The organism is Parabacteroides timonensis (genome assembly GCF_900128505.1).
GTDB lineage: Bacteria > Bacteroidota > Bacteroidia > Bacteroidales > Tannerellaceae > Parabacteroides > Parabacteroides timonensis.
Map to the genome: position 1 here is coordinate 1,080,359 of NZ_LT669940.1, position 22,704 is coordinate 1,103,062.

The 22,704-nt window shown below is 44.8% G+C and carries 17 protein-coding genes; 7 read left to right on the top strand and 10 right to left on the bottom strand.

Annotated features, from left to right (window positions below):
* The first annotated feature begins 1 nt into the window (after nt 1).
* The 7 genes from BQ7394_RS04860 (at nt 2) to BQ7394_RS04890 (ending at nt 6,690) form a co-directional block, all read left to right on the top strand.
* On the top strand, nt 2-262 hold the full coding sequence (locus tag BQ7394_RS04860) for a hypothetical protein (RefSeq protein ID WP_075556337.1): 261 nt from the start codon (nt 2-4) through the stop codon (nt 260-262).
* Nucleotides 263-270: 8 nt separating this feature from the next.
* Entirely contained in the window at nt 271-1,476 is a 1,206-nt protein-coding gene (locus tag BQ7394_RS04865) for an MFS transporter (RefSeq protein WP_075556338.1), read from the top strand.
* A 349-nt stretch (nt 1,477-1,825) separates the two neighbouring features.
* Nucleotides 1,826-3,193, top strand: a complete 1,368-nt coding sequence (gene hemN / locus BQ7394_RS04870; protein WP_075556339.1) for an oxygen-independent coproporphyrinogen III oxidase — start codon at nt 1,826-1,828, stop codon at nt 3,191-3,193.
* Nucleotide 3,194: 1 nt separating this feature from the next.
* A complete protein-coding gene (hemG, locus tag BQ7394_RS04875) occupies nt 3,195-4,568 on the top strand; it encodes a protoporphyrinogen oxidase (RefSeq protein WP_075556340.1) in 1,374 nt (457 codons plus the stop codon).
* A 43-nt stretch (nt 4,569-4,611) separates the two neighbouring features.
* Complete coding sequence (locus BQ7394_RS04880) at nt 4,612-5,001, top strand: putative signal transducing protein (RefSeq protein WP_075556869.1); 390 nt, start codon at nt 4,612-4,614, stop codon at nt 4,999-5,001.
* 13 nt (nt 5,002-5,014) lie between these two features.
* Nucleotides 5,015-5,197: a hypothetical protein gene (locus BQ7394_RS26545; RefSeq protein ID WP_075556341.1), complete on the top strand. Its 183-nt coding sequence runs from the start codon at nt 5,015-5,017 to the stop codon at nt 5,195-5,197.
* Nucleotides 5,198-5,358: 161 nt separating this feature from the next.
* On the top strand, nt 5,359-6,690 hold the full coding sequence (locus BQ7394_RS04890) for an NADP-specific glutamate dehydrogenase (protein WP_075556342.1): 1,332 nt from the start codon (nt 5,359-5,361) through the stop codon (nt 6,688-6,690).
* A 116-nt stretch (nt 6,691-6,806) separates the two neighbouring features.
* Here BQ7394_RS04890 and BQ7394_RS04895 read toward each other — a convergent pair whose 3' ends face one another.
* The 10 genes from BQ7394_RS04895 to BQ7394_RS04940 form a co-directional block, all read right to left on the bottom strand.
* Entirely contained in the window at nt 6,807-9,092 is a 2,286-nt protein-coding gene (locus BQ7394_RS04895) for a beta-glucosidase (protein WP_394333688.1), read from the bottom strand.
* Nucleotides 9,093-9,149: 57 nt separating this feature from the next.
* Nucleotides 9,150-10,190, bottom strand: coding sequence for an MBL fold metallo-hydrolase (locus BQ7394_RS04900; RefSeq protein WP_139317680.1), 1,041 nt, complete (start codon nt 10,188-10,190; stop codon nt 9,150-9,152).
* Nucleotides 10,191-10,216: 26 nt separating this feature from the next.
* Nucleotides 10,217-12,427 (bottom strand): glycoside hydrolase family 84 protein, encoded by a 2,211-nt coding sequence (locus BQ7394_RS04905; protein ID WP_161951775.1) that lies wholly within the window; start codon nt 12,425-12,427, stop codon nt 10,217-10,219.
* A 75-nt stretch (nt 12,428-12,502) separates the two neighbouring features.
* Nucleotides 12,503-14,242 carry a RagB/SusD family nutrient uptake outer membrane protein gene (locus BQ7394_RS04910; RefSeq protein ID WP_075556345.1) on the bottom strand — a complete coding sequence of 580 codons (1,740 nt, stop codon included), beginning with the start codon at nt 14,240-14,242 and terminating at the stop codon, nt 12,503-12,505.
* A gap of 12 nt (nt 14,243-14,254) precedes the next feature.
* Nucleotides 14,255-17,467, bottom strand: a complete 3,213-nt coding sequence (locus BQ7394_RS04915; protein WP_161951776.1) for a TonB-dependent receptor — start codon at nt 17,465-17,467, stop codon at nt 14,255-14,257.
* 354 nt (nt 17,468-17,821) lie between these two features.
* On the bottom strand, nt 17,822-18,904 hold the full coding sequence (locus BQ7394_RS04920; RefSeq protein ID WP_075556346.1) for a FecR family protein: 1,083 nt from the start codon (nt 18,902-18,904) through the stop codon (nt 17,822-17,824).
* Nucleotides 18,905-19,029: 125 nt separating this feature from the next.
* Nucleotides 19,030-19,593: an RNA polymerase sigma factor gene (locus tag BQ7394_RS04925; RefSeq protein WP_075556347.1), complete on the bottom strand. Its 564-nt coding sequence runs from the start codon at nt 19,591-19,593 to the stop codon at nt 19,030-19,032.
* 548 nt (nt 19,594-20,141) lie between these two features.
* A complete protein-coding gene (locus BQ7394_RS04930) occupies nt 20,142-21,326 on the bottom strand; it encodes a class I SAM-dependent rRNA methyltransferase (RefSeq protein ID WP_075556348.1) in 1,185 nt (394 codons plus the stop codon).
* Nucleotides 21,327-21,911: a 3'-5' exonuclease gene (locus BQ7394_RS04935; protein WP_075556349.1), complete on the bottom strand. Its 585-nt coding sequence runs from the start codon at nt 21,909-21,911 to the stop codon at nt 21,327-21,329. It lies immediately after the preceding gene.
* Entirely contained in the window at nt 21,908-22,450 is a 543-nt protein-coding gene (locus BQ7394_RS04940) for a DUF5063 domain-containing protein (protein ID WP_075556350.1), read from the bottom strand. The genes BQ7394_RS04935 and BQ7394_RS04940 overlap by 4 nt, the downstream gene beginning before the upstream one ends.
* Nucleotides 22,451-22,704: the final 254 nt, after the last annotated feature.

Genomic DNA, 22,704 nt, shown 5'->3' on the forward strand with positions numbered 1-22,704 from the left:
CTTGCCTGACGGAAAAGTATTGCTCTCGGTAGTAGCCGAAAGCTTGTCTGACGGAAAAGTATCGCTCTCGGTGGTAGCCGAAAGCTTGCCTGACGGAAAAGTATTGCTCTCGGTGGTAGCCGAAAGCTTGTCTGACGGAAAAGTATCGCTCTCGGTAGTAGCCGAAAGCTTGCCTGACGAAAAAGTATCGCTCTCGGTGGTAGCCGAAAGCTTGCCTGACGAAAAAGTATTGCTTTCGGTAGTAGCCGACGATGATATATAAAGAAAAACATGAAACAAGAAAACAAAATATTCAACCTCGGAACCTTCTTCTGTCTGTACATTGCGCAGACCATTCCGATGAGCTTTTTCTCCACCGTCATCCCGGTCATGATGCGGCAGGAGAACTTCTCCTTATCTGCCATCGGGTTACTGCAACTGATCAAGTTGCCCTGGATACTGAAATTCCTCTGGTCGCCGATGGTAGACCGTCATGCCCGGACGACGGGCGATTATAAGCGATGGATATTCTCCTCCGAACTTATTTATGCCGTATTGATCTTTGCGGTTGCTTTCCTTGATTTCAAAACCGATTTTTATACCATCATAGCCTTGATCATCGTATCGTTCGTTGCTTCTGCCACGCAGGATATAGCGACCGATGCCCTGGCCGTTCTCTCGTTCAGCCGGAAAGATAAAAGCCTGGCGAACAGTATGCAGTCGATGGGCAGTTTCGGTGGTTCGCTGATCGGTGGCGGGGTATTATTATTGTTGTTTAAACAGTTGGGATGGAACAGCCTCCTGCCTTGTGTGGCTTTGTTCGTTATAGTGGCCCTGCTTCCCCTGTTCTTTAATAAAGGGATTGTTATTCAGCCGAAAGATACCCACGAACGGGCAAAGAAAGCCGATGTCCTCTACTTTTTCACTCAAAAGAAAATATGGAAACAGATCGGTTTCCTTTTCCTGTATTATTCGGGATTGATCGGGACACTGGCGATGTTGAAACCCTACCTGGTCGACCTGGGCTATTCGATGAAAGAGATTGGCGTCATGAGCGGGGTGGTGGGGACTGCCTGTGGTTTTCTGTCTTCTTTTGCCGGAGGTTTTATCGTCCGCCGCATCGGACGACATCGGGGACGGCTGTTGTTCTCTCTTTTTGTATTGCTGGCAACACTCTATTTCCTGGCTCTCTCTTATACGACACCGACAACCGAACTGTTGTATGTCGGTATAGCCCTGCTTTGGGGAAGCTATGGAATGGCTACCATTGTGGTATATACTACCGCTATGGATTGCGTACGCCCCGGACGGGAAGGAACGGATTTTACGATACAGACCGTGATCACCCATCTGAGTGGAATGCTGATGGCCATCTTGAGCGGGAAGATAGCCGATCATACCGGCTATCACGGACTGTTTTTCTTTGAAGTCAGCCTGGCTGTGTTATCGTTGGTCTATATATTGATCGTATTCAGAAAAGAGAAAGAAACAGTTTAGAATGATTAATTTCAAATTAGAAAAAACTGAGTCTTTTATGAGGCTCCGCCTCATGCCGCAGGCTCTCTTTTGCCGTTTGCTTCAGCTGACGGATAAATTAATGCTCCGGCTTTGCCGTATTCCTCTGTGGGTTTTAACCCCTTTGACATATAATGGTAGTCCCTGTTTTAAAAGGGGCTGAAGCCCACAAAGGAAGAGGCTTTGCCTCCTGTCTCTTATATCCGTCAGCTGAAGCAGACGGCAAAAGAGAGCCTGCGGCACAAGGCAACGCCTTGTAAAGAAAGGTAGTTCACATCTGACAATAAATGAAACATTCACTTCTAGAAAAAATGAGACAAACAATTTTATTATGATACAAAGCTTATTACAGAAATACAATGTGCCGGTTCCGAGGTATACCAGCTATCCGCCGGCCAATTATTTTACGGATACATTTACAAATACAGATTATGAAGCTGCCATAGAAGCCTCCAATACTGCCAGTCCCGGACATATCTCTTTCTATGTACATATTCCTTTCTGCCGTCATCTTTGTCATTATTGCGGATGCAATTCGTTTGCAATGATGAACCGGAGTGTGGTGGAACGTTATATAGAAGCCCTGCATGTGGAGATCGATAAAGTGAAAGAACGGCTGGCTCCGGGACGAAAAATATCCCAGATACATTATGGCGGAGGAAGCCCTACGGCCATGCCGGTATATGTTTTGAAAGAACTGAACGACCATCTGTTGGCCGGTTTTGAAACGATCGATCAGCCGGAAATAGCCGTGGAATGCCATCCCGGATACCTGGATGAAGAATATTGGCAGTACCTGACCGAAGCCGGTTTCAACCGCTTTAGCCTGGGTGTTCAGGATTTCAATGAAAAGGTATTGAAGACAGTAAACCGTCGTCCGGCTTTACTGCCGGTTGAAATGATCTTCCGGATCCTTCGCAGCAAAGGGGCACGTATCAATATGGATTTTATTTACGGATTGCCTTTCCAGACAGCCGAAAGCTTTTCCGAAACCATTACCCGGGCAGCCGTTTTACAGCCGGATCGTTTGGTTACTTTTTCTTATGCGCATGTCCCCTGGGTCAACCGGCAACAGCTGATCCTGGAAAAAGCCGGCCTTCCTGCCAGTGAGGAAAAGAGTCGTATGTTTGAAGCAGCGAAAGAAATATTGGGCGGTACCGGTTATAAAACCATCGGTCTGGATCATTTTGTACTTGAAGACGACGAATTGTATACCGCCCGGCAAAACGGACAGCTGCACCGTAATTTCCAAGGCTATTGTACCCGTCGTACGACAGGGCAGGTGTATGCTTTCGGTGTGACGGGCATAAGCCAACTGAGTTCCGCTTATACGCAGAACAGTAAAGATATTCACCGATATATCGAACAGATCGAGGGCGGTTCGTTTGCCATAGCAAAAGGATATACATTAAGCCGCGACGAACAGATCACCCGCGAAGCGATCGAAACGCTGATGTGTAACTATACATTGAACTGGCAGGATGTGGCTACCCGCCTGGCTTGTCCCGTAGATGAGGTAAAAGCAGCAACTGCTTATGATGAAAAACGTATGCGGGAGTTTGCCGGGGACGGTTTGATCGAATATGACGATGATCATATCCGCATGACTTCCGAAGGCGCTCTTTTTGTTCGTAACGTGGCGGCATCGTTGGATAAACTGATGCTTCATTCTAATAAATCATTTTCTAAACCAGTCTGATATGGAACAGCATACTACGGATATTCTGATCATCGGAGCCGGCCTGACCGGTCTGACTACTGCCTTTCATTTGGTACGTGGAGGAAAGCGGGTACATATACTGGAATGTAGCGACCGTGTTGGCGGACAGATCCATACCTTCCGTGAAGAGGGTTTTATCTTTGAGAGCGGACCGAATACCGGTGTAGTCTCTTATCCCGAAGTCGCGGAACTGTTCATGGCTTTATCTCCCGACTGCAAACTGGAGACTGCTCACGAAGAGGCGAAGCGCCGTTTGATCTGGAAAGGAAACTCATTCCGTGAACTCCCTTCCGGTCTATTCAGTGCAGTTACCACTCCTTTGTTTACCCTCGGCGATAAGTTCCGTATCCTGGGAGAACCTTTCCGCGCAAAAGGTACGAACCCTGACGAGTCGGTAGGAGAGTTGGCTGCCCGGCGGTTAGGCAAGTCATTCTTGAATTATGCCGTCGACCCGTTCCTTTCCGGCGTGTATGCCGGCAATCCGATGACGCTGATCACCCGCTATGCCTTGCCTAAGCTTTATAACCTGGAGCAGCAATACGGCGGTTTCATTAAAGGGACTATCGCGAAAGCCCGTCAGCCGAAGACAGACCGTGACCGCCTGGCTTCCAAGAAAGTCTTTTCCGCTGCCGGAGGACTGGATAACCTGACCCGGGCAATGGCCGTAGCTATCGGTGAAAAGAATATCACCCTGTCGGCTTCCGGCATAACCATCTGCCCGGCAGAAAAGGGATGGCTGGCCAGCTATACGACTCCGGCAGGTCAGCAAACCATCCTGGCTGATAAGGTCGTGACAACCACCGGTGCTTATGCATTACCGGAGCTTCTTCCTTTTATTCCGGAAGAAGATATGAGTAAAATAAGTAATTTGAAATATGCACCGGTAGTACAGGCTAGTGTCGGTGTGCGTAATACCGGAAAACTTCGTTTCAATGCTTTTGGAGGACTGGTCCCTTCCTGCGAGAAAAAAGATGTTTTGGGTATCCTTTTCCCGGCTGCCTGCTTCGATAACCGTGCCCCGAAAGAAGGAGCTCTCTTTTCTTTCTTTATCGGGGGAGTGAAGCATGCGGAACTGACCCGTCTGGAGGATGACGAATTGAAGGCATTGATCACTCACGAATTTCATGCTATGTTGAAATTCCCAGTCGATGTGCAACCGGATATGATCCGTATTTTCCGCCATCCCCGTGCCATCCCTCAGTATGAGTTGAGTAGCGGCGAACGTTTTGCTACGATCGACAGGCTCGAAGCGCGATATCCGGGATTGATCCTGGCCGGCAATATAAAAGGCGGGATCGGTATGGCCGATCGTATCCGGCAGGCAACAGGTATCGCAGAAAACTTGCTCATGTAAGTCAAAATCACTTTCTTTGCAAAAAGACAAGCTCATGGACGATATGGATAAGATGGTAGAAATAGCCCGGTTTCAATACCCGGCGGAGGCACAAACATTGATGGCATTACTCAAATCGGAAGGGGTCGACTGTTATCTTCGTAACGAATACAGCAGTCAGGTAATGGCTGGCTACGTAGACGTCGGCGGTGCCCGTGTGGAGATACTTGAAAGCGATGTCCCTCAAGCTTTGGAAATTATGAAAGAAGGTGGTTATGATATCCCGGCAGAAGATGAAGAACCCGAGCAGATACGTGTGGTTGCCGGTTGGGCTCGTCATATCCCTTTTCTGCGAAACTTTGCGTTTGAAAAGCAAATTGTCATCTTATTTCTGATTATAGCTGTGTTTTTGGCATTATTAATCTTTTTTGGATCAAAATACTCTTCCAACTAAACAAATGTAATAAATGGCGCGTAGAAAGATAACAAATAGTCAGGCGGTATGTCTTACTTTATTATGGGGCGTTTTGGCCTACATGCTGTTTACATACAGCGAAAAGATAACTTTTGATGTGATATTTGCCCTAGTTGCATCAGCTATCATTGTGTTCGTTCCTGTCTATAAGAACATAAAGCGTAGGGATGAATAGCATTTAGTCACATTTGTCTTCTTAAAATATCGAAATGACATTTTTTTATCATTTTTTCTTTCAAATATTTGCTGGTATGAAAAAATGGCTTACCTTTGCGACGTTGTTGAAAAAACAACACAAAATAGCAAAGTGGTATAACATTCTAAATAAACAGTTCTATGAAGGCAAATGAAGTTTTAGACAACTTAAAAAGAAGATTTCCTAACGAACCCGAGTATCATCAGGCAGTTGCCGAAGTTTTAGGCACTATCGAAGAAGCTTATAACGAACATCCTGAATTCGAAAAAAGCAACCTGATCGAACGTCTTTGTATCCCCGATCGTATTTTCTCTTTCCGTGTAACATGGGTGGACGATAAAGGACAGGTACAGACAAACATGGGTTATCGTATCCAGCATAATAACACGATCGGCCCATACAAAGGCGGTATCCGTTTCCATGCTTCGGTAAATCAATCTATCCTTAAGTTCTTAGCTTTCGAACAAACTTTCAAGAACTCACTGACAACACTTCCGATGGGTGGTGGTAAAGGTGGTGCCGATTTCAGCCCGCGTGGTAAGTCAAATGCTGAAATCATGCGTTTCTGTCAGGCATTCGTATTGGAATTATGGCGTCATATTGGCCCGGATACAGATGTTCCTGCCGGTGATATCGGTGTAGGTGGTCGTGAAGTGGCTTATATGTATGGCATGTACAAGAAGCTGGCTCGTGAAAATACAGGTACATTCACTGGTAAGGGTATTGAGTTCGGTGGTTCACTGATCCGTCCGGAAGCAACCGGTTACGGTAACGTTTACTTCCTGCTGGAAATGTTGAAGACTCGTAATATCGACATCAAAGGTAAAGTAGTAGCCGTGTCCGGTTCAGGTAACGTTGCTCAGTATACAGTTGAAAAACTGATCGAACTGGGAGCTAAGCCGGTTACAATGTCAGACTCTGACGGTTACATCTATGATCCGGAAGGTATCGACCGTGAAAAACTGGATTATATCATGGAACTGAAAAATCTGTACCGCGGACGTATTCGTGAATATGCAGAAAAATATGGTTGCAAATATGTACAGGGTGCTCGTCCCTGGGGTGAAAAATGCGATATCGCTATGCCGAGTGCAACCCAGAATGAATTAACAGGAGACGATGCCAAGACATTATTAGCTAACGGTTGTTTCGCTGTTTCTGAAGGAGCAAACATGCCTTCTACTCCGGATGCTATCGATGCATTCCTGGAAGCTAAGATCCTGTACGCTCCGGGTAAAGCTGCTAACGCCGGTGGTGTTTCTGTATCAGGTCTGGAAATGACTCAGAATGCAATGAAGCTGAGCTGGACAAGAGAAGAAGTAGATGAAAAACTGAAAGGCATCATGAAATCTATCCACGAACAATGTGTAAAATACGGTTCTAAGGATGGTTATATCAACTACGTGAAAGGTGCAAACGTTGCAGGTTTCATGAAAGTTGCAAAAGGTATGATGGCACAGGGTATCCTGTAAATTATAAATAAGGAGTTGTTTGCCAAATAAACAATCTGTGGTTATTTGGTCATGTAAAAAAAGGAAGCTCATCGAGCTTCCTTTTTTTGTTGTGTGTTGCCTGTTGATTGAACTGATTACTTTTTAAATGCAGCAGGTAAATTGAGTACATTGTTAACTTTGCGTGTCGAAGGACTGATATCGACTATCACGTCGCCACGTGGATCGCGTGACGAGGCAGCTACGACAAACTTATATCTACCGCCATCGGTTACCCAGGCACTGGTCTGCTCATCGAACGAAGCCAGGTCGTCTGTATGGACAGCGAGTGTTATTACCTGACTTTCTCCGGGTTGTAACATCTTGGTTTTACCGAATGCTTTGAGCTCGTGAACAGGTTTGTCCAATTTCCCGGCGGGGGCCTCTACATAGAGTTGAACCGCTTCTTTTCCGGCAACTTTCCCTGTGTTCTTTACCGTTACTTCAACGATTACTTTTCCATTGTCCTGTTTCACCGAAGGCTTACCATATTCAAAAGTCGTGTAGCTCAAGCCATAGCCGAAAGGATAGCTCACCTGCAGGTTCCGGGTGTCGAACCAGCGGTAACCGACATAGATACCTTCGTCGTAGATGGTATAGTCTACATTTTTGGTTTCGTGGGTTAGTCCCGTCTTAACCGACCAGCGGCGGTCGATCTTCTGGTCGATCGGGAAATTCAACGAGCTCCAGTGGTCACTCAAAGTTACCGGGAAGGTCATAGGAAGCTTACCGGAAGGATTGGCGTTGCCGGTAAGGATATCGGCAACGGAGTTTCCACCTTCCTGTCCGGCCTGCCATGACAGCAGGATCGCGTCGGGCATCTCTTTCCAGCTTTGAGTCTCGATCACACCGCCAACATTGAGTACGACAACGACCTTCTTATTGGCCTCGTGGAAGATACGGGTAACGTTTTTCACTAATTCCCGTTCAGTGTCTGACAAGAAGAAGTCGGAAGAAACACGATCGATATATTCGCCGGAGATACGGCCGAACGTGATGATAGCCATGTCATTGTTCTTTGCGGCATACTTGATGATAGCTGTATCCATCGGCATCTCGTTGATACGCATTTGTTCCCCTTGCTCTTGAGGTCTGTTGTAAGCCTGATAGATCGCTTTGATATTATCGTCGACAACGATCTGTTGATTTTTCAATCCGTCCAGCAGCGACACTACATAAGGACGGTGGATATCGCCCGAACCCGTACCGCCCGAGAAAAAATTATAAGAAACACCACCGAACAATGCAATGTTCTTATCTTTCGGAGACAAGGGAAGAGCCTGCTTTTCATTCTTCAAAAGAACCATACCTTCGGTGGCCGACTGCCGGGTAACGGTGGCATGAGCTTTCATGTCGGGATTATTGGAATATTTATAACCTTTGAAACGGGGAGTTCTGACCACCAACTCCAGGATGCGCCTGACATTGCGGTCGACTACGGCTTCATCGAGCGTACCGTTTTTTACTCCTTTTATGATGTGGGCAGCCTGTTCTTTTGTGCCCGGTTCGATCATATCGTTTCCGGCAATCATCTGGGCTGCTCCGTCGGCTCCTCCCCACCAGTCGGTCATCACCGTACCTTTATATCCCCATTCGTCACGAAGTATAGTTGTGATCAACTCCGGGCTTTCCGAAGCATATACATCGTTGATACGATTATACGAACTCATGATGGTCCAGGGCTGGCTCTCCTTGACTACGATCTCGAAGGCTTTCAGATAGATCTCACGCAGTGCCCGGGACGAGACGATAGCGTTGTTATTCATACGGTTGGTCTCCTGGTTATTGACAGCAAAGTGTTTTACAGAAGTTCCTATGTCGTTGCTTTGTACTCCGTCTACATAGGCTACAGCCATCTTTCCCGCCAGCAGTGGATCTTCACTGAAATATTCGAAGTTACGACCGCACAACGGATGGCGATGAATGTTGATGGCAGGAGCCAACAGCACATCTACTCCGTATTCCTTCGCTTCGTTGCCGATCACTTCCCCTACATTCCTGACCAGGTCGACATCCCAGGTTGAAGACAGTAAAGTCTCGATAGGGAAGTGGGTACAGAAATAATTTTCCTCCCCTTCGACCGGCAAAATGCCACAACCGGCAGGTCCGTCCGAAAGAACCACACAAGGGATTCCGACACGGGGAACCGGGTTAATGCGTCCGGCAGCACCGGGAACAACTTTCCAGGACTCTTTAATATGAGGTGCCGCATTTTCATCCTGATGATACATGCGGGCTCCGACGATCAGGTCTGCTTTCTCTTCGATGGTCATCGCTTTGATAACCGCGTCGATATTGTTTACTTTCAATTTGGGAACCTTGGCACTAACGGAAACAGAAGCAACCATAGCTGCCGCCGCAAAGCCTATTAGTTTCATTTTTATTTTCGTCATACGATATAGTTATGATTATTTTTATCTCTGATTGATCATTCTCTCTTGTCACTGGCATTGAAACCATTCGCCCCAACCCATGACCAGATAATCTTTGCTGATCTGTTCCATTTTCTGGAAGGTCAGCCAAAAAGCTTCCCGATGGTCGATCGTATGTCCCATCTCATTCTCATGTCCGGTAACGACCAATCTGGGATTGAATCCGTCGACCAGATCGCTCATCCGATGCGTCCAGCAGTTTACGATCAATGCATCCGGTTGAGGAATATCCTTTTTAATGTTGACAATCCATTCCATATCCTCCTTATTATATTGATCCCCGATATGGGCGACCGTCTTCTTTTCATCCGTCGTTACCACATAAATATTATTCATCAACTCATCCTGGTAGCCGGGGAATATTTTCACCCGGATATTTTTGTTTTTATCCAGTTTCATCTTCTTATCGATCATTTTGTCGGAACGTTCATGTTGTATACCCTTCTTATCCGGTAATATATTTGTCGGTGCGACAACCGGTTTTCCTGCTTTCAGGAACATTTCGACGACTACCGGGTCGACATGATCGCCATGATTATGAGTAAGGAACAAAACATCGCAATGGTCGACAATTTGTTGAATCAATGCGTCAGAGATCAGATTCTTTCCTTTGCAGGCTCCCCTGACAACATCAAATGCCAGGGTGACCGAACCGGTACGGGCAACAAAGCCGTCATTATAGATTTTATAAACTTTCATCCCTTGCTTTACCGGATTGGAAAGATCTGCAATGACCTTATTAACCCGTGAAGCGATGAAGCCATAGAGTGGTTCGCTATCGTCATATCTGGTCTCATGAAGCATGGCATCCAGATTATAAAGAGCCAGTTTCCTGATCATCGGGGCACCCGGCACCGGAGGATTTTCCGTTAATGCCTGATCGATCAGGCCGAACATCCGGAAAGCCTGTTTGTTCAGATATACTTCCGAATTACCCCAAAAGGCACTCTTTTCTATGACGTTCTTTTCCTGAGCGTTCAGACCTTCGGGGATTAATAGAGAGGCACAGAAACCTCCCATGCATAATAGTGTACAGAATATCTTTTTCATATCGTAATTAGTTATTAAGTAAAACGTTATTCTTGCTTGTGACTGAGTGTATCGGATTTTGTCAATACAGCAAACCTGCCGATCCCTACCGACATATCCGACTGCGATTGATTGAGGCAGCGTATATAACGGATGCGTGGCTCATGGATAGGAATAGTATCCATCCGGTCTGCCCCTGCTTTCAGGAATGTGAACCACACCTTACCATCGATAGACCCCTGGAAAGCACGTCCTTTGGATTTACTTTTACGTAAATCATAGACCAATGCAACAGGTTGCTTGCTTTTCTCTACCCGGAAGCCGAAGTATTCCCCGGGAGCTATTGTCACCAATGGAAAATGAGGGGTTAAACCCACTACATCGTCTTCGCAATAACAGGATAATTCGCCCATCTCTTTTGAACCGGCGAGAACTTCCGGTACCTCTTTCGGTTTTTCGTCTGTCAGCAATGAGTTTTCTACATATTGCAGCATCTGACGGATAAAAGGTAATAAAATCTGCGAACCGCTTCTGATGCCATCCTGCTCTCCCCGGCGATAAGGCCGGCTGAATACAGCAATCGTATTCAAGGCTTCTTTTACCTCTTTATACGCTTTCCGGCATCCTTCCGTATCGTGCTTGTCTGCTAAATCCAACATTTTCATTGTCGCTATGCCGGCCACTCCGACATTGCCCGTTTGTGTCAGCCAGGGATCGATTTCTTTTATCAGTTGCTTATTCGTTGCACTGCTTTTGATGATGCCCGGTGCTTTTTTTATCTGCATAAACAAATCTGTAATCTCGAAAGCCTCTTTTTTCAGATACTTTCCGGCAGATAACGATTGTTCGAACCGGTTGATCAGTTCGCTCGAATTGAAAGATTCTTCCCTGAAAAACATCCATGTGTTAGGACCGATATCCGCATTGTGCTCACAGAAAAGACGGAATGCATCGGGTGCTTCAGGTACGAGAGACTCACACGCCGTATTCCAGTTCTGTTTCGGATCGAACCGATCCATATTCCAGGTGAATTGGGAAACACTCCAAAGAGCGACTTTGCTTGCTTCGGCAAACTCCATCGGGTTTGATACGAATGCATACATGTCGGAAGCCGTGTTTTTATCCAGTCCATACACCGGTCCCATCAATAAATGAGCCAAGCAATAATCGTTTACCGGGAAGTTCCACCAGACATAGCAAGGCCGTTTGATCCGCTTATTTACCCATTCGAGTCCTTCGTGCGTAATATCGCTTACCACTTTGTCGCCGGTCCACATGATATGGATAAAAGGGTCTAGCTGTTCGCCCAGTATATCCAGGTAATCCGTCTTTGCCCAGTCTTTATTATATTCGGTCGGGCAGAGTACCAGTTGCCGGATATCTCCTTTCCTGTCGACAAATTCCTGTTTCAGATAATTCATAAAGGCGGCTTGCCTGGCTGCATCCGTTCCGTCGCCTTCGATATCATCGAAAAAGACGGCAAATGCCCGGACTCCCAGATCGTACATACTCTCCAGCTTCTTTATCGCAGCTTGCCGGTCCGTATCATTCCATCGGATATCCATGCCGGGGTGCAATGCCCAAACAAAATCGACCTTATTCTTTTTAGCTTCAGCCAATAACTCGCGGATATTCTTTGACTGATCTTCCGGATAGGGGATACGCCAGTAAGGTGAACGATGGTAGGGATCGTCCTTAGGTCCGAAAATGTAAGTATTCATTTTCATTCGTCCATAAAAACGCAGCTGTTCCACCCGGTTCTCAAAAGACCACGGAGTACCATAAAAACCTTCGACAACACCTCTGAAAACAATGTCCGGATAATCCCATATCGTACAAACAGGGAGCTTCTTTTCGTCTTTGATTAACTGGGACAATGTTTGTGCGGCATAAAAGAGAGAACGGTCGTCACAGATTTCGATCCGAATCCCTTTTTCAGTCACATTCAGCGTATAAGCGCCCGAACGTTGCATTTCACTCCCAGCCTTTTCCAACTGCTGAATGGTAATTGTCTGTTTCGCCTGCTCTGTTATCAGGAAGGATTGTTTCAGTAGACTCACGGCATCCGTATCCGGAAGGTTGATCCCTTCCAGCCGATAACCGGCCTTGGGTATCTTTATCCAATCACCCGACAGTTCCAACTTCTGGGGAATCGGATAGATATTCACTTTTTCTTGCCCACTTCTTCCGGTACATCCACCTAACAATAAACCGCTTAGCAAAGTGACAAGTAACTTTGTTCTTATTATTCCATCCATATTTCTCAAATTAGAAAGTAAAACAGGCCCGGTTTTTATTACACAGGCCTGTTTCATCATGTGCCTATGATCCAATTACCAATCCGTGTTTTGAGTCAGGTTCGGGTTACGTTCCATTTCAACAAACGGTATCGGCCAGATTTCGTGACGCGATTGATAAGCTCGTTCATACATCAGGTCGCCGAGAATATCGGTTGCATTCCTTACTGTCGATTGAAGGATACCCCAGCGGCGGAGATCCCAATAACGTTGACCTTCGCCAGCCAGTTCACGGGCCCGTTCATCGCGAATACGTTGTGTCATCTCGTCTTTGCTGTTGACTGCCATCCAGGTAGGACCGGAGTTCAATTCCGGCATATCGACACGGGCACGTATTTTATTGACTTCAGCGATGGCCTTTGTTGTCTCGCCATTTTCGTTGTAAGCTTCGGCAAGCATCAGAATAACATCGCCGAGACGGAGCAACGGAAACTCGTAAGGAGTACGGCTGTATTCCCCCCAGTAGCCATCCAGGTTACCCGTAGGAATCCATTTCCGCCAGAAGTAAGAGTTCCAACCTTCGGAGTTACGGATGAAAGATTGTGCTTCCATGGGGGCACCGCCTTTTGTCGGGTCTACGATTACAAACTGCTTATCCCTGGGATTGGAACCGGCATCCGTACCCAAGTAATGGGAGAACGGAGTGATCACATTCCAGCACAGGCGTGGATCACGGTTGTTGTAGGCGGCGGAAACCTTTGCCGTATCGCAGTCCAGCGTGCTGGTAATCTCCGTACTGGCATCGTTTATGGCTACAGCCAGGCATTTGCGGCGAAATTCCGAATTGCCGTTGTTGAAACCGGGGAATACTTCATCCCAGTTGAATTTCTGACCATCAGGCTTTTCATACAAATCGACCAGTTTGGTTGAAGGTACGACGCAGTTGCTGGCAATCAAACGCATGGTTGCTTTGTTCCCAAAATAACCGACTATATTCAATGCATATCCGGCAACGTTACCGTCGATAGACTGTATAGCGAAAATCATCTCATTGCTGCGTGCGCCATTATAGAGACGGAACAGGTTCTCGTAATTAGAATGCAAAGCATAGCCGTAGTTATTGCTTTTGTTGTACACGATCTCTTCAAAGTCTGTAATGGCTTTAGCCCATTCTTTGTTGAAAAGGTACACCTTGCCACGAAGTGCATAGGCGGCCCCTTTGGTGACACGTCCGTAATCGCTGCTTGCCCAACTTACAGGCAGTTTTGCGATGGCATCGGTCAAATCGTCGATCACATGTTGACGAATTTCTTCCGCAGAACTGCGCGGACTGGTTACAGTTGCAAATTCTTCTTCGATAATACAGCTCTCATCGTAGTAAGGAACTCCTCCCCAGCAGTTAAGCATACGGAAGTAAGCCATGGCACGGAAGAATTTGGCTTCGCCGACTATCTGGTCGATCATGGTTTTATCGATGTCCATTGTGGAGACATTGCGAATTACCGTATTCGAACGGTGAACCAATTCATACAGATATTGCCAGTGGTTTTGTACGGCACCGCTGGTCGACGCAAACGATGTCCCACGCGAAATATCGGCAAAAGGACTGGTTCCGTCAGCCAGGTCGGTACACATATCGAATGCGAACTCCAGGCCGAAACACCAGGTCTGCATCATAGCCTCATACAAACCGACAGCAGCTTGCTTGGCATGAGCTTCTGTTTTCCAGAATGTGACGCTCGACAACTGATCCGGACGAGTATAATCCAGGCTTTCACAACTACTGAGCAAAAGGACTGAACCTAAAAAAACGGAAATTATATTTTTAGCTTTCATCGTTTTCTGATTTTAGAATGAAACATTGAGACCTAAGGAATATTGACGAACTGAAGGGTATCCGACAGTTGCTGCAATTTCAGGATCCAACCCGGGGAAGTTGGTTATGGTGAACAAGTTGTCGATACTGGTGTAGATCTTCAAATTTTCGACAAAGAACTTCGAAGAGATATTCTTAGGAATAGTATAACCTAACTGAATATTTTTACAACGAAGATAGGCCGCATTATGAATGAAAGCAGTACTAGCCGTGTTGTTCTTGCTGTTTGCGCTGTTACGCAGTATCGGATACTTGGAGTTGTAAGGATTTTCCGGAGTCCAGGCATTGTCGGTAATATCCTTTATGAGCGATTGCCCCATAACGGTAGTGAAACGGAAAGCCTGGTTGTTATAGTACACCTTATAGTCGCCTACACCCTGGAGAAGCATGCTGAAATCGAAATTGTTCCAGTTTAAACTGAGGTTTGCACCGAAGGTCAGTCTCGGACTGTCGCCATGACCGACTTCTATACGGTCGTCGGCATTCAGGTTACCGTCACCGTTCGCATCGGCAAACAGGAAGTCTCCGAGTTCGGGACGTTGATACGTAGCGAAATAATTCGGGTTCTTATCGACCAGCGATTGTACGTAATCCAGGTCGGATTGATCGCGGACAATACGATCTACATCAAGTACATAATACTGATTGATCGGTTTACCTTCCTGAAGTTTCTTCACCCCGCTGATAGAGGCGACATCACCCTGGAATTTTGTGACCTTGTTGCTCACAAAACCCATATTGAAGCCGACAGAGTAGGTCAACTTGTCGATCTGGTCGGTCCAGTTGATTTCGAGGTCTATCCCCCGGTTGTTGACTTCACCAGCATTTTGGTTAGGCACGGAGGATGTTCCATGTTCCAGTGGAACCGGAAGTGAGATCAGGATGCCTTTGGTATCCCTGTTAAACCATTCCAGAGATCCGCTTAAACGGTTCTTGAAGAAACCGTAGTCGATACCGACGTTAGTCACATAGGTACTTTCCCAGGTCAGGTACGTATTGGATAATGTGGTTTGCGAAAGACCGCCGGTGACAGCATTTCCCAATACATAATTCGTTGCGGCATAAAGCGACTGATACATATAATTGTTGGATGCCGCATTATTTCCCAGTGAACCGTAAGATACACGAAGCTTCAACGAACTCAACCAATCCTGATAATCTTCCATGAATTTCTCCTGAGTGATACGCCAGCCGGCTGATACCGACGGGAAATAACCCCAGCGTTTATTCGGTGCGAATCGGGAAGAACCGTCGGCACGTAGATTGGCTTCCAGCATATATTTATCGTCCCAGACCAGATTGATACGGCCAAAATAAGAACGCATGGCCCATTCGTTGTAATTACCGGTAATACGTCCGAGCGTAGAAGCGGCATCGAGAGCTGTCAGCGATTCGTCCACAAGGTCGTATTTCAGATAATAATCAGTATCATACTTATTGTATTCCTGACTGGCACCGGCCATAACAGAGGCATCGAGTTTATCAATTTTAAATTCGTAACGGGCGGTTACATCTGAGGCACGGAAATCATTACGATAGTTGTATCTTCTGATATACGTACGAACAACTCCGGCACGTAGTAAAACCGGTCCGTCTGCTGTGAAACGATACAGGTCACGGTCTGTTAAATGATGCTCTGTCCGGCGATCCCAGGCATTATAAGTATAAGAAGCATCGATGGTCAGCCCTTTGACCGGAGTGACGCGTCCATACATTTTAGCCACGGTACGGCGGGAGATAGTAGGGAAGTCTTCTTTGTAGAACCACATACGACGATACGGGTTGGCATTGCTGACATTTTCTTCTTCCGGATTCTGGATACCGCCATAGAGATCGGTTGCCGGATCATAGAGTGTCATACCCGGTACCGTATTGAATGCACCGTAACCCCAGATAACATCACCACCCTCGGCGGCTGTACCAGCAGAAGGGTTGTTGTAATCCACGTAACCGTATGCGTTGGCTCCGACTGTCAACCAAGGTTTGATATCGACATCCACATTGGCACGCATCTGGTAACGTTTGTAGTTCGAATGATAAATCATACCCGGATTGTTGATATAGCCGAAAGAGAGGTTGTAGCGGGCTGTCTTGGAACCACCGTTGGCTGTAACAGTGTGGTTTTGAACCACCGAAGGACTGCGGTAGATGTGGTCTTGCCAGTCGGTATTAGGATAGATCGTAGGATTTCTACCTGCATCATTACGCCATTCGTCGATTTTACCCTGTGAGAAGCGGGCAGCCTGGCCGTTGGCTAATAAACCGGCATTCTGAATCTCCATGAAATCGGCATAATCGGTAACAAGATTCAGGCGTTTGGCTACTTTTTCAAATGAAACGTTTCCGCTGTAAGTGATTCTGGCAGATCCTTCCGATCCTTTTTTAGTCGTGATCAGGATAACACCGTTGGCGGCACGTGAACCATAAATGGCTGATGAGGCAGCATCTTTCAGGACAGAAATAGACTCGATGTCCTGCGGATTGATATCGCTGATACTGGCACCAGCCATACCATCGATCACGACAAGCGGGTCTGAATTATTCAAAGTACCCTGGCCACGAATACGGATCGTCGGGCTTTCTAATCCCGGTGTACCGCCCCCTGTATTTGTAACAGAAAGACCGGCAGCCAAACCAGCCAATGCATTAGTAGCATTCGTCACGGGACGATTATCCAAAGCATCCACTTTGACTGAAGAAACGGCACCGGTCATATTGACCTTCTTTTGTGTACCGTAGCCGACAACGACGACTTCATCCAGCAATTCGTTATCCTCACTTAAAGTAATTGTCAGTTTTTCAAACGCTTTCACTTCCTGACTTTTGTAACCTATGTATGAGAACAGGAGAGTAGCTCCTTTCGGAACATTCGGCAGGTCGAAGTGACCGTCGATATCCGTTACGGTTCCGATCGTTGCTCCTTTTACGACCACGTTCACTCCGACAAGCGGCATACCTGTGTGATCTGTCACAGTGCCTCGCACGACAATGGCGTCTTGCGCAGTAACAGGTGACGACATCAGACCTGTCGACTTTTCATTTTTTACAATTACTTGCCTGCCTTTGATAACATAAGAAAAACCATTTGAAGAGAAGACTTCTTTTATAATATCTTCAATGGATTTGTCTGAAATATTGACATTGACCCTTTTCCCAAGATCTACGGCTTCTTCATATATAAACACGTAGTTACTATTTTTCTCTAAATATGAAAAAACTTCTTTCAATGTTTTGTTCTGCATCTGAACAGTCAATATTTCCCCGGAGATTTCTGAGGGATTTGATGCATGGGTAATTAACGCAGGAAATGATATTAAAGATATCAATAAACATGCTAATTTTATGTAATTAATCTTTTTTCGATTAATTGCTGTGATATTTTCCATACCTTTGTATATTAATCTTTTAAACAACTAAGGATTATTTCTCAAAATAGATCGGATAATTGCGCCAACAGTGTCCGATCTTTTTTTATTTATACTTTTTACTTCTTCATAGGCAAATCTGTTATTCGTTAATACTCTTTTTCTTTCTTCTCCCTATTCGTGAAAATGATATCCTCCGCCATTTATCTTTTCAACATTCAATGAGGCTGAAACCTTTACGATTTCCAGTACTTCATCGATGGATTCACAGAGGTCGAGTTTACCGGAAAGTTTCCGGCCGGCTATATTCTTATCATACCAAACAGGCACTCCATAATAGCGGGATAGATTGTCCAAAACCTTTGAAACGGTTTCGAGTTCTAAAAGCATGACATTATCTTTCCAGCAGATATATTTTGTTACATCCACTTTCTCTTTTTTCATTATACCATCTTTCCAGTTAACCATCTGGGAAGGATTTAAAATCAGTTTCTCTTTTGCAGATGAGTTTACCTCCACACGTCCGTTTACCAATACGACTGAAATATCATCTGCTTCATAGGCTGTTACATTAAAAATAGTCCCCAGCACCTTTACATCCAACCCTTTTGTTTTCACTATAAAAGGTACTTTCGGATTATGCGCCACTTCCAGAAACACTTCTCCTTCTACGGCTATTTCCCGTTTGTCATCACTGAAAACCGATGGATAAATGACATGACTGGCTGCATTTACATACATTTTTGTTCCGTCCGATAGCGTTATGTGGGTGCGTTTTCCTTTGGGAACAATTATATGGTTCAGATTATTTGCTCCGGTTGCCTGGTCTTCTGCAACTTCCGGGGATTGGTTATTTACGGTTACGCCACCTTTCTTATCATAATTGACATAGGCTTCGTTCTCTAACGTAACTTGTTGATTCTTGGAAAGAACCAGGTATATCTGATTTAAACTATCGATAGGTGCGACTTTTTCCAGTTCAGTAAGAAAAGAGGGCTCTTCCTGTGGTTGGTTATTATAAGGAATAGAAATAAGGAAAAGAATGGCTATCGATGCAGCAACAGATAATCCGGCAAGAACATATCGAAGGGTTTTCTTTTTATCCTTTCCTATGGACCCGGCAGATGACAATTCTTTCACGTTTGCCCACGTTTCCTCTATTTCCATATCGGGAACCTGTTCGTGTTTCTTGACTAGTGAAATGAACTGCTTCATCTCGTTGTCGAACTCTGTCTTTGGTATTTTGTTTTTAGCCATAGAAGCAGTGCTTTTTATATTAATTACAATTTGCCTGCTCCGATGGTACTCAATCAAACTGCGATTTAACACTTAAGTAACTGTGTTTAACATTTATTGTTGAATAGCCGTTAATATGGAGTGTGTTATTTATCATTCAAGGAAGGATCGGAGAGAAGTAAATCTCTTAATTTGGCAATCGATCTGAAAAGAAGATTTTTGCTGGACTGATAATTGATATTCAGCAGGTTGGCTATTTCATCATGAGTTAATTCCCTGATATAATAGAGGTACAGGATCTCCTGTTGTTTGGAAGACAGCTTTCTGAAGGCTGCACTTATAAGTTCGTTCCGGGGTGACAGATCTTCTTCATCTAAAAATTGATCTGATCTGACGGTTAGGATCTCATCGGGGTAACAGACCAGTTTGCCGTTACGGATTTGTTCGGATTTCAATTCGTTATACAAGGCATACCGGAAAGCTTTCAGTAAATAACAACGTACGGAAGCTGTTTCTGATAAGCTTGAGTAGTTGCACATTAGTTTGACGAAGAAATTTTGCAGGCAATTCTTTACGAGATCGGTATCTTTCGAATATATCTTCCCGTAATTATATAATATGGGATAATATCTCCTGTATAAAACTTCAAAAGCTTTACGATCTCCTTTAAGACAAAGGTTCCATATTATTTCATCCGTTTTTTGATACATTCTCCTGGGTTATTTCAATTACACTCGCTGTAAAATGCCGCAAATATAGCTATTACTCCTTTTCCTGGATATTACATTTCGATTAACTATTAACTACGAAATACTACAAATGTAATCATATATTTGATATATTTTCTTTCATGTTTATATATTATAAAGTCACTGTATATCACTTTACAATGACGACATTATTAATATTTTGAATACAAAAAGAAGCGGGTCACTGTCTACACTTCGTTAGGTATCGCCAGAAACCCATAGCACACGTAGACAAGCAACCCGCTAGATATAGCAAGGACTTGTACCTTGTGTGCTGTCAAAACTGGCGATTTTAACGAAAGTAAGGCACTTCCTAATTTTCTAAAATGTATTTGTTCTATCGAACATTACAAAAATAGGCATATTTCTTCACTTTAGACAAAATATAGACATTAATATTATATCATGAAAGACAAGGAAGATAAGATAATCATAAAAAATACCCAGGAATACGTTGAGTACCGTAAACCTGGGTAATATATTTTGAATAGAAAAAATCAGTCTCTTTTTTATTCTACGTATAAGACCAATCCTTTCAGATATTCTCCTTCCGGATGGTAGATATTGACCGGATGATCGGCCGGCTGCGTCAATTGGTGTAGGATACGTACGCTACGTCCTGATTGTGCGGCAGCACTGAACACTGCCAGGCGGAAATTCTCTTTGCTGACCACCTGTGAACAAGAGAAGGTAAACAGGATACCTCCCGGTTTGATCTTTTCAAATGCGATCGCATTCAGTTTGCGATATCCTTGCAAAGCGTTGCGCAATACATTCTTATGTTTGGCAAAAGCAGGAGGATCGAGAATGATGAGGTCGTAATTGCTTCCCATCTTTTCCAGAAATTTGAAGGCGTCTTCGGCAAATGCTTTATGACGCGGATCGTTGGGGAAATTCAATTCCACATTTTTATTCGTCAGCGAAATCGCTTTGGCTGAACTATCAACCGAGTGAACCACTTCGGCACCGCCACGCATGGCATAGAAAGAAAAACCACCCGTATAGCAAAACATATTCAATACCGAATGACCTTTTGCATACTTTTCCAGTAACGAACGATTCTCACGCTGGTCTACAAAGAAACCTGTCTTTTGTCCTTTCTGCCAGTCTACGCAGAATTTCAAACCGTTCTCTGTGGCAATATCTTCTACCTCTCCGCCATATAAATAGCCATCTTCACTTCCGAGATTGGCTTTGTAGGGAAGAGTTGCTTCCGATTTGTAATAGATATTTTGTAAATTTTCTCCCAGCACAGTTTTTAATGCTTCGGCAATATCATGACGAGCATAATGCATACCCACCGAATGAGCCTGCATAACGGCTGTGTGAGCATAAATGTCGATGACCAGTCCGGGGAGGTTGTCTCCTTCACCATGAATCAGACGATAGGTATCATTGTTTTCCACTTCTGCCAGTTCCAGTTCTTTACGGAGCGTGTAGGCAACACGAATACGTTCTTCCCAAAAATTCGCGTCGATCGAGATCTGCTTAAATGATAAAACACGCACGGCAATACTGCCGATCTGATAGTGGCCGATAGCCAGGAAGCGCTGATTTGTTCCATACACTTCTACCAGGTCACCCTCTTCCGGATTACCTTCAATGCTTTGGATAGCTCCGGAGAATACCCACGGATGAAAGCGAAGCAACGACTCTTCCTTTTTCGGTTTGAGAAAAACTTTACAGTAACTCATTTATTTATCTTGATTCAATTGGTTGTATATTTTCAGGCAGGCCCAGGCGTCGAGGGCTGCATATTTCTTTTGTTGTTCGGTCAGTACATCGGCTTCCCAGTTGCTCAGGCGCTGTCCTTTCGATATTTTTTTATCAAAAAGGATGGCATATATTTTTTGCAAGCTGGCATCTTCAATTCCGAATTGGCCGACATAATTCTGCAAATCGAGGAAGTTGGCCGGTTTGATGTCAGTCCGTTTCCGTATGGCACCAAAATCGTCACGCAGGGAAAGCCCGATTTTCAGTATTTTGTCATTCACAAGAAAATCTTCCAGCGACTGCGGAATACCGATCCGGTTCAGCCGGAAAAGGAAGCAGGCCTCATCTGTAGAGATCTGCATCAATGAAATTTTATAGCGTGTCCCTTTTTTAAAACTGGGACGTGTTTCCGTATCGAAACCTACCGCTTCGAATCCGGATAAATAGCTGACAGCCTTATCCGTGTCTTTCTCTGTGTCGATCACGATAATCCGTCCTAAAAATTCTTCTATTTCAAGAAGAGATATTTCTTCTTTTGTTATTGTGTGTGTATATTGTGTCATCATTCCTCGTTCGTTTCAAAAATTTCATCATCACTGTAACGGGCAGCGTGGAGTGCCTTCAATGCGTTAAGGAGTTGCTGTCCCCAGAACTCCTGGAAGTTAGTACGGCATAAGGCAATAGACTGAAGCATGACTTCTTCGTTTCCTTGACGGAAAAGTGAAACGAAATTTCCGGTATCCTGATAGACATCGGCGATATTTTCGGAGATAAAAGCGGCGATAGGCGTATCACTGTACTGCATGTCCGGATGAAAGGTTTCCAGATAAGAATCCTTTTCTCCCAGCAATCCTGCAATCCGGGTACGGACAGACTCGTACATGTCTTCCGTAACGGTCAGTTCCGGTTCATCATCTTCGTCCGGCTCGACATCCGGCAAAAGTGTTGCTTTCAGATAAAGTAACGGCAATAGTTTGACAGCTTTGTCCACAAAGTCGAAAAGGCCTTTTTCTCCGGCTGTTTCAACAAATGTACAAAACTCCAATGCTACAGTTACAAACTCCAGCGTATTACGTTCGTATATGGGGTTGTTTTCCTTTTCCATGTTACTTCTTATGGTGTACCTAAGATTTCTAACCTGCAAAAGTAACAAATATATTGCGATAATTAGAATTATTAATTCTTAATTAAGGTCTTTCTCCTTACATTGTGAAAGTTTAAAACGTATCGTCAACTAATCTTATTATTGAGTATTGTCAAAAAAATAACGGATAACCGGAATAATTCAAGGCTTTCTATTGTATATTTGTAACGAATGAAATCAGCGGCTGATAATTATGAACCGTACATTTAACTAAT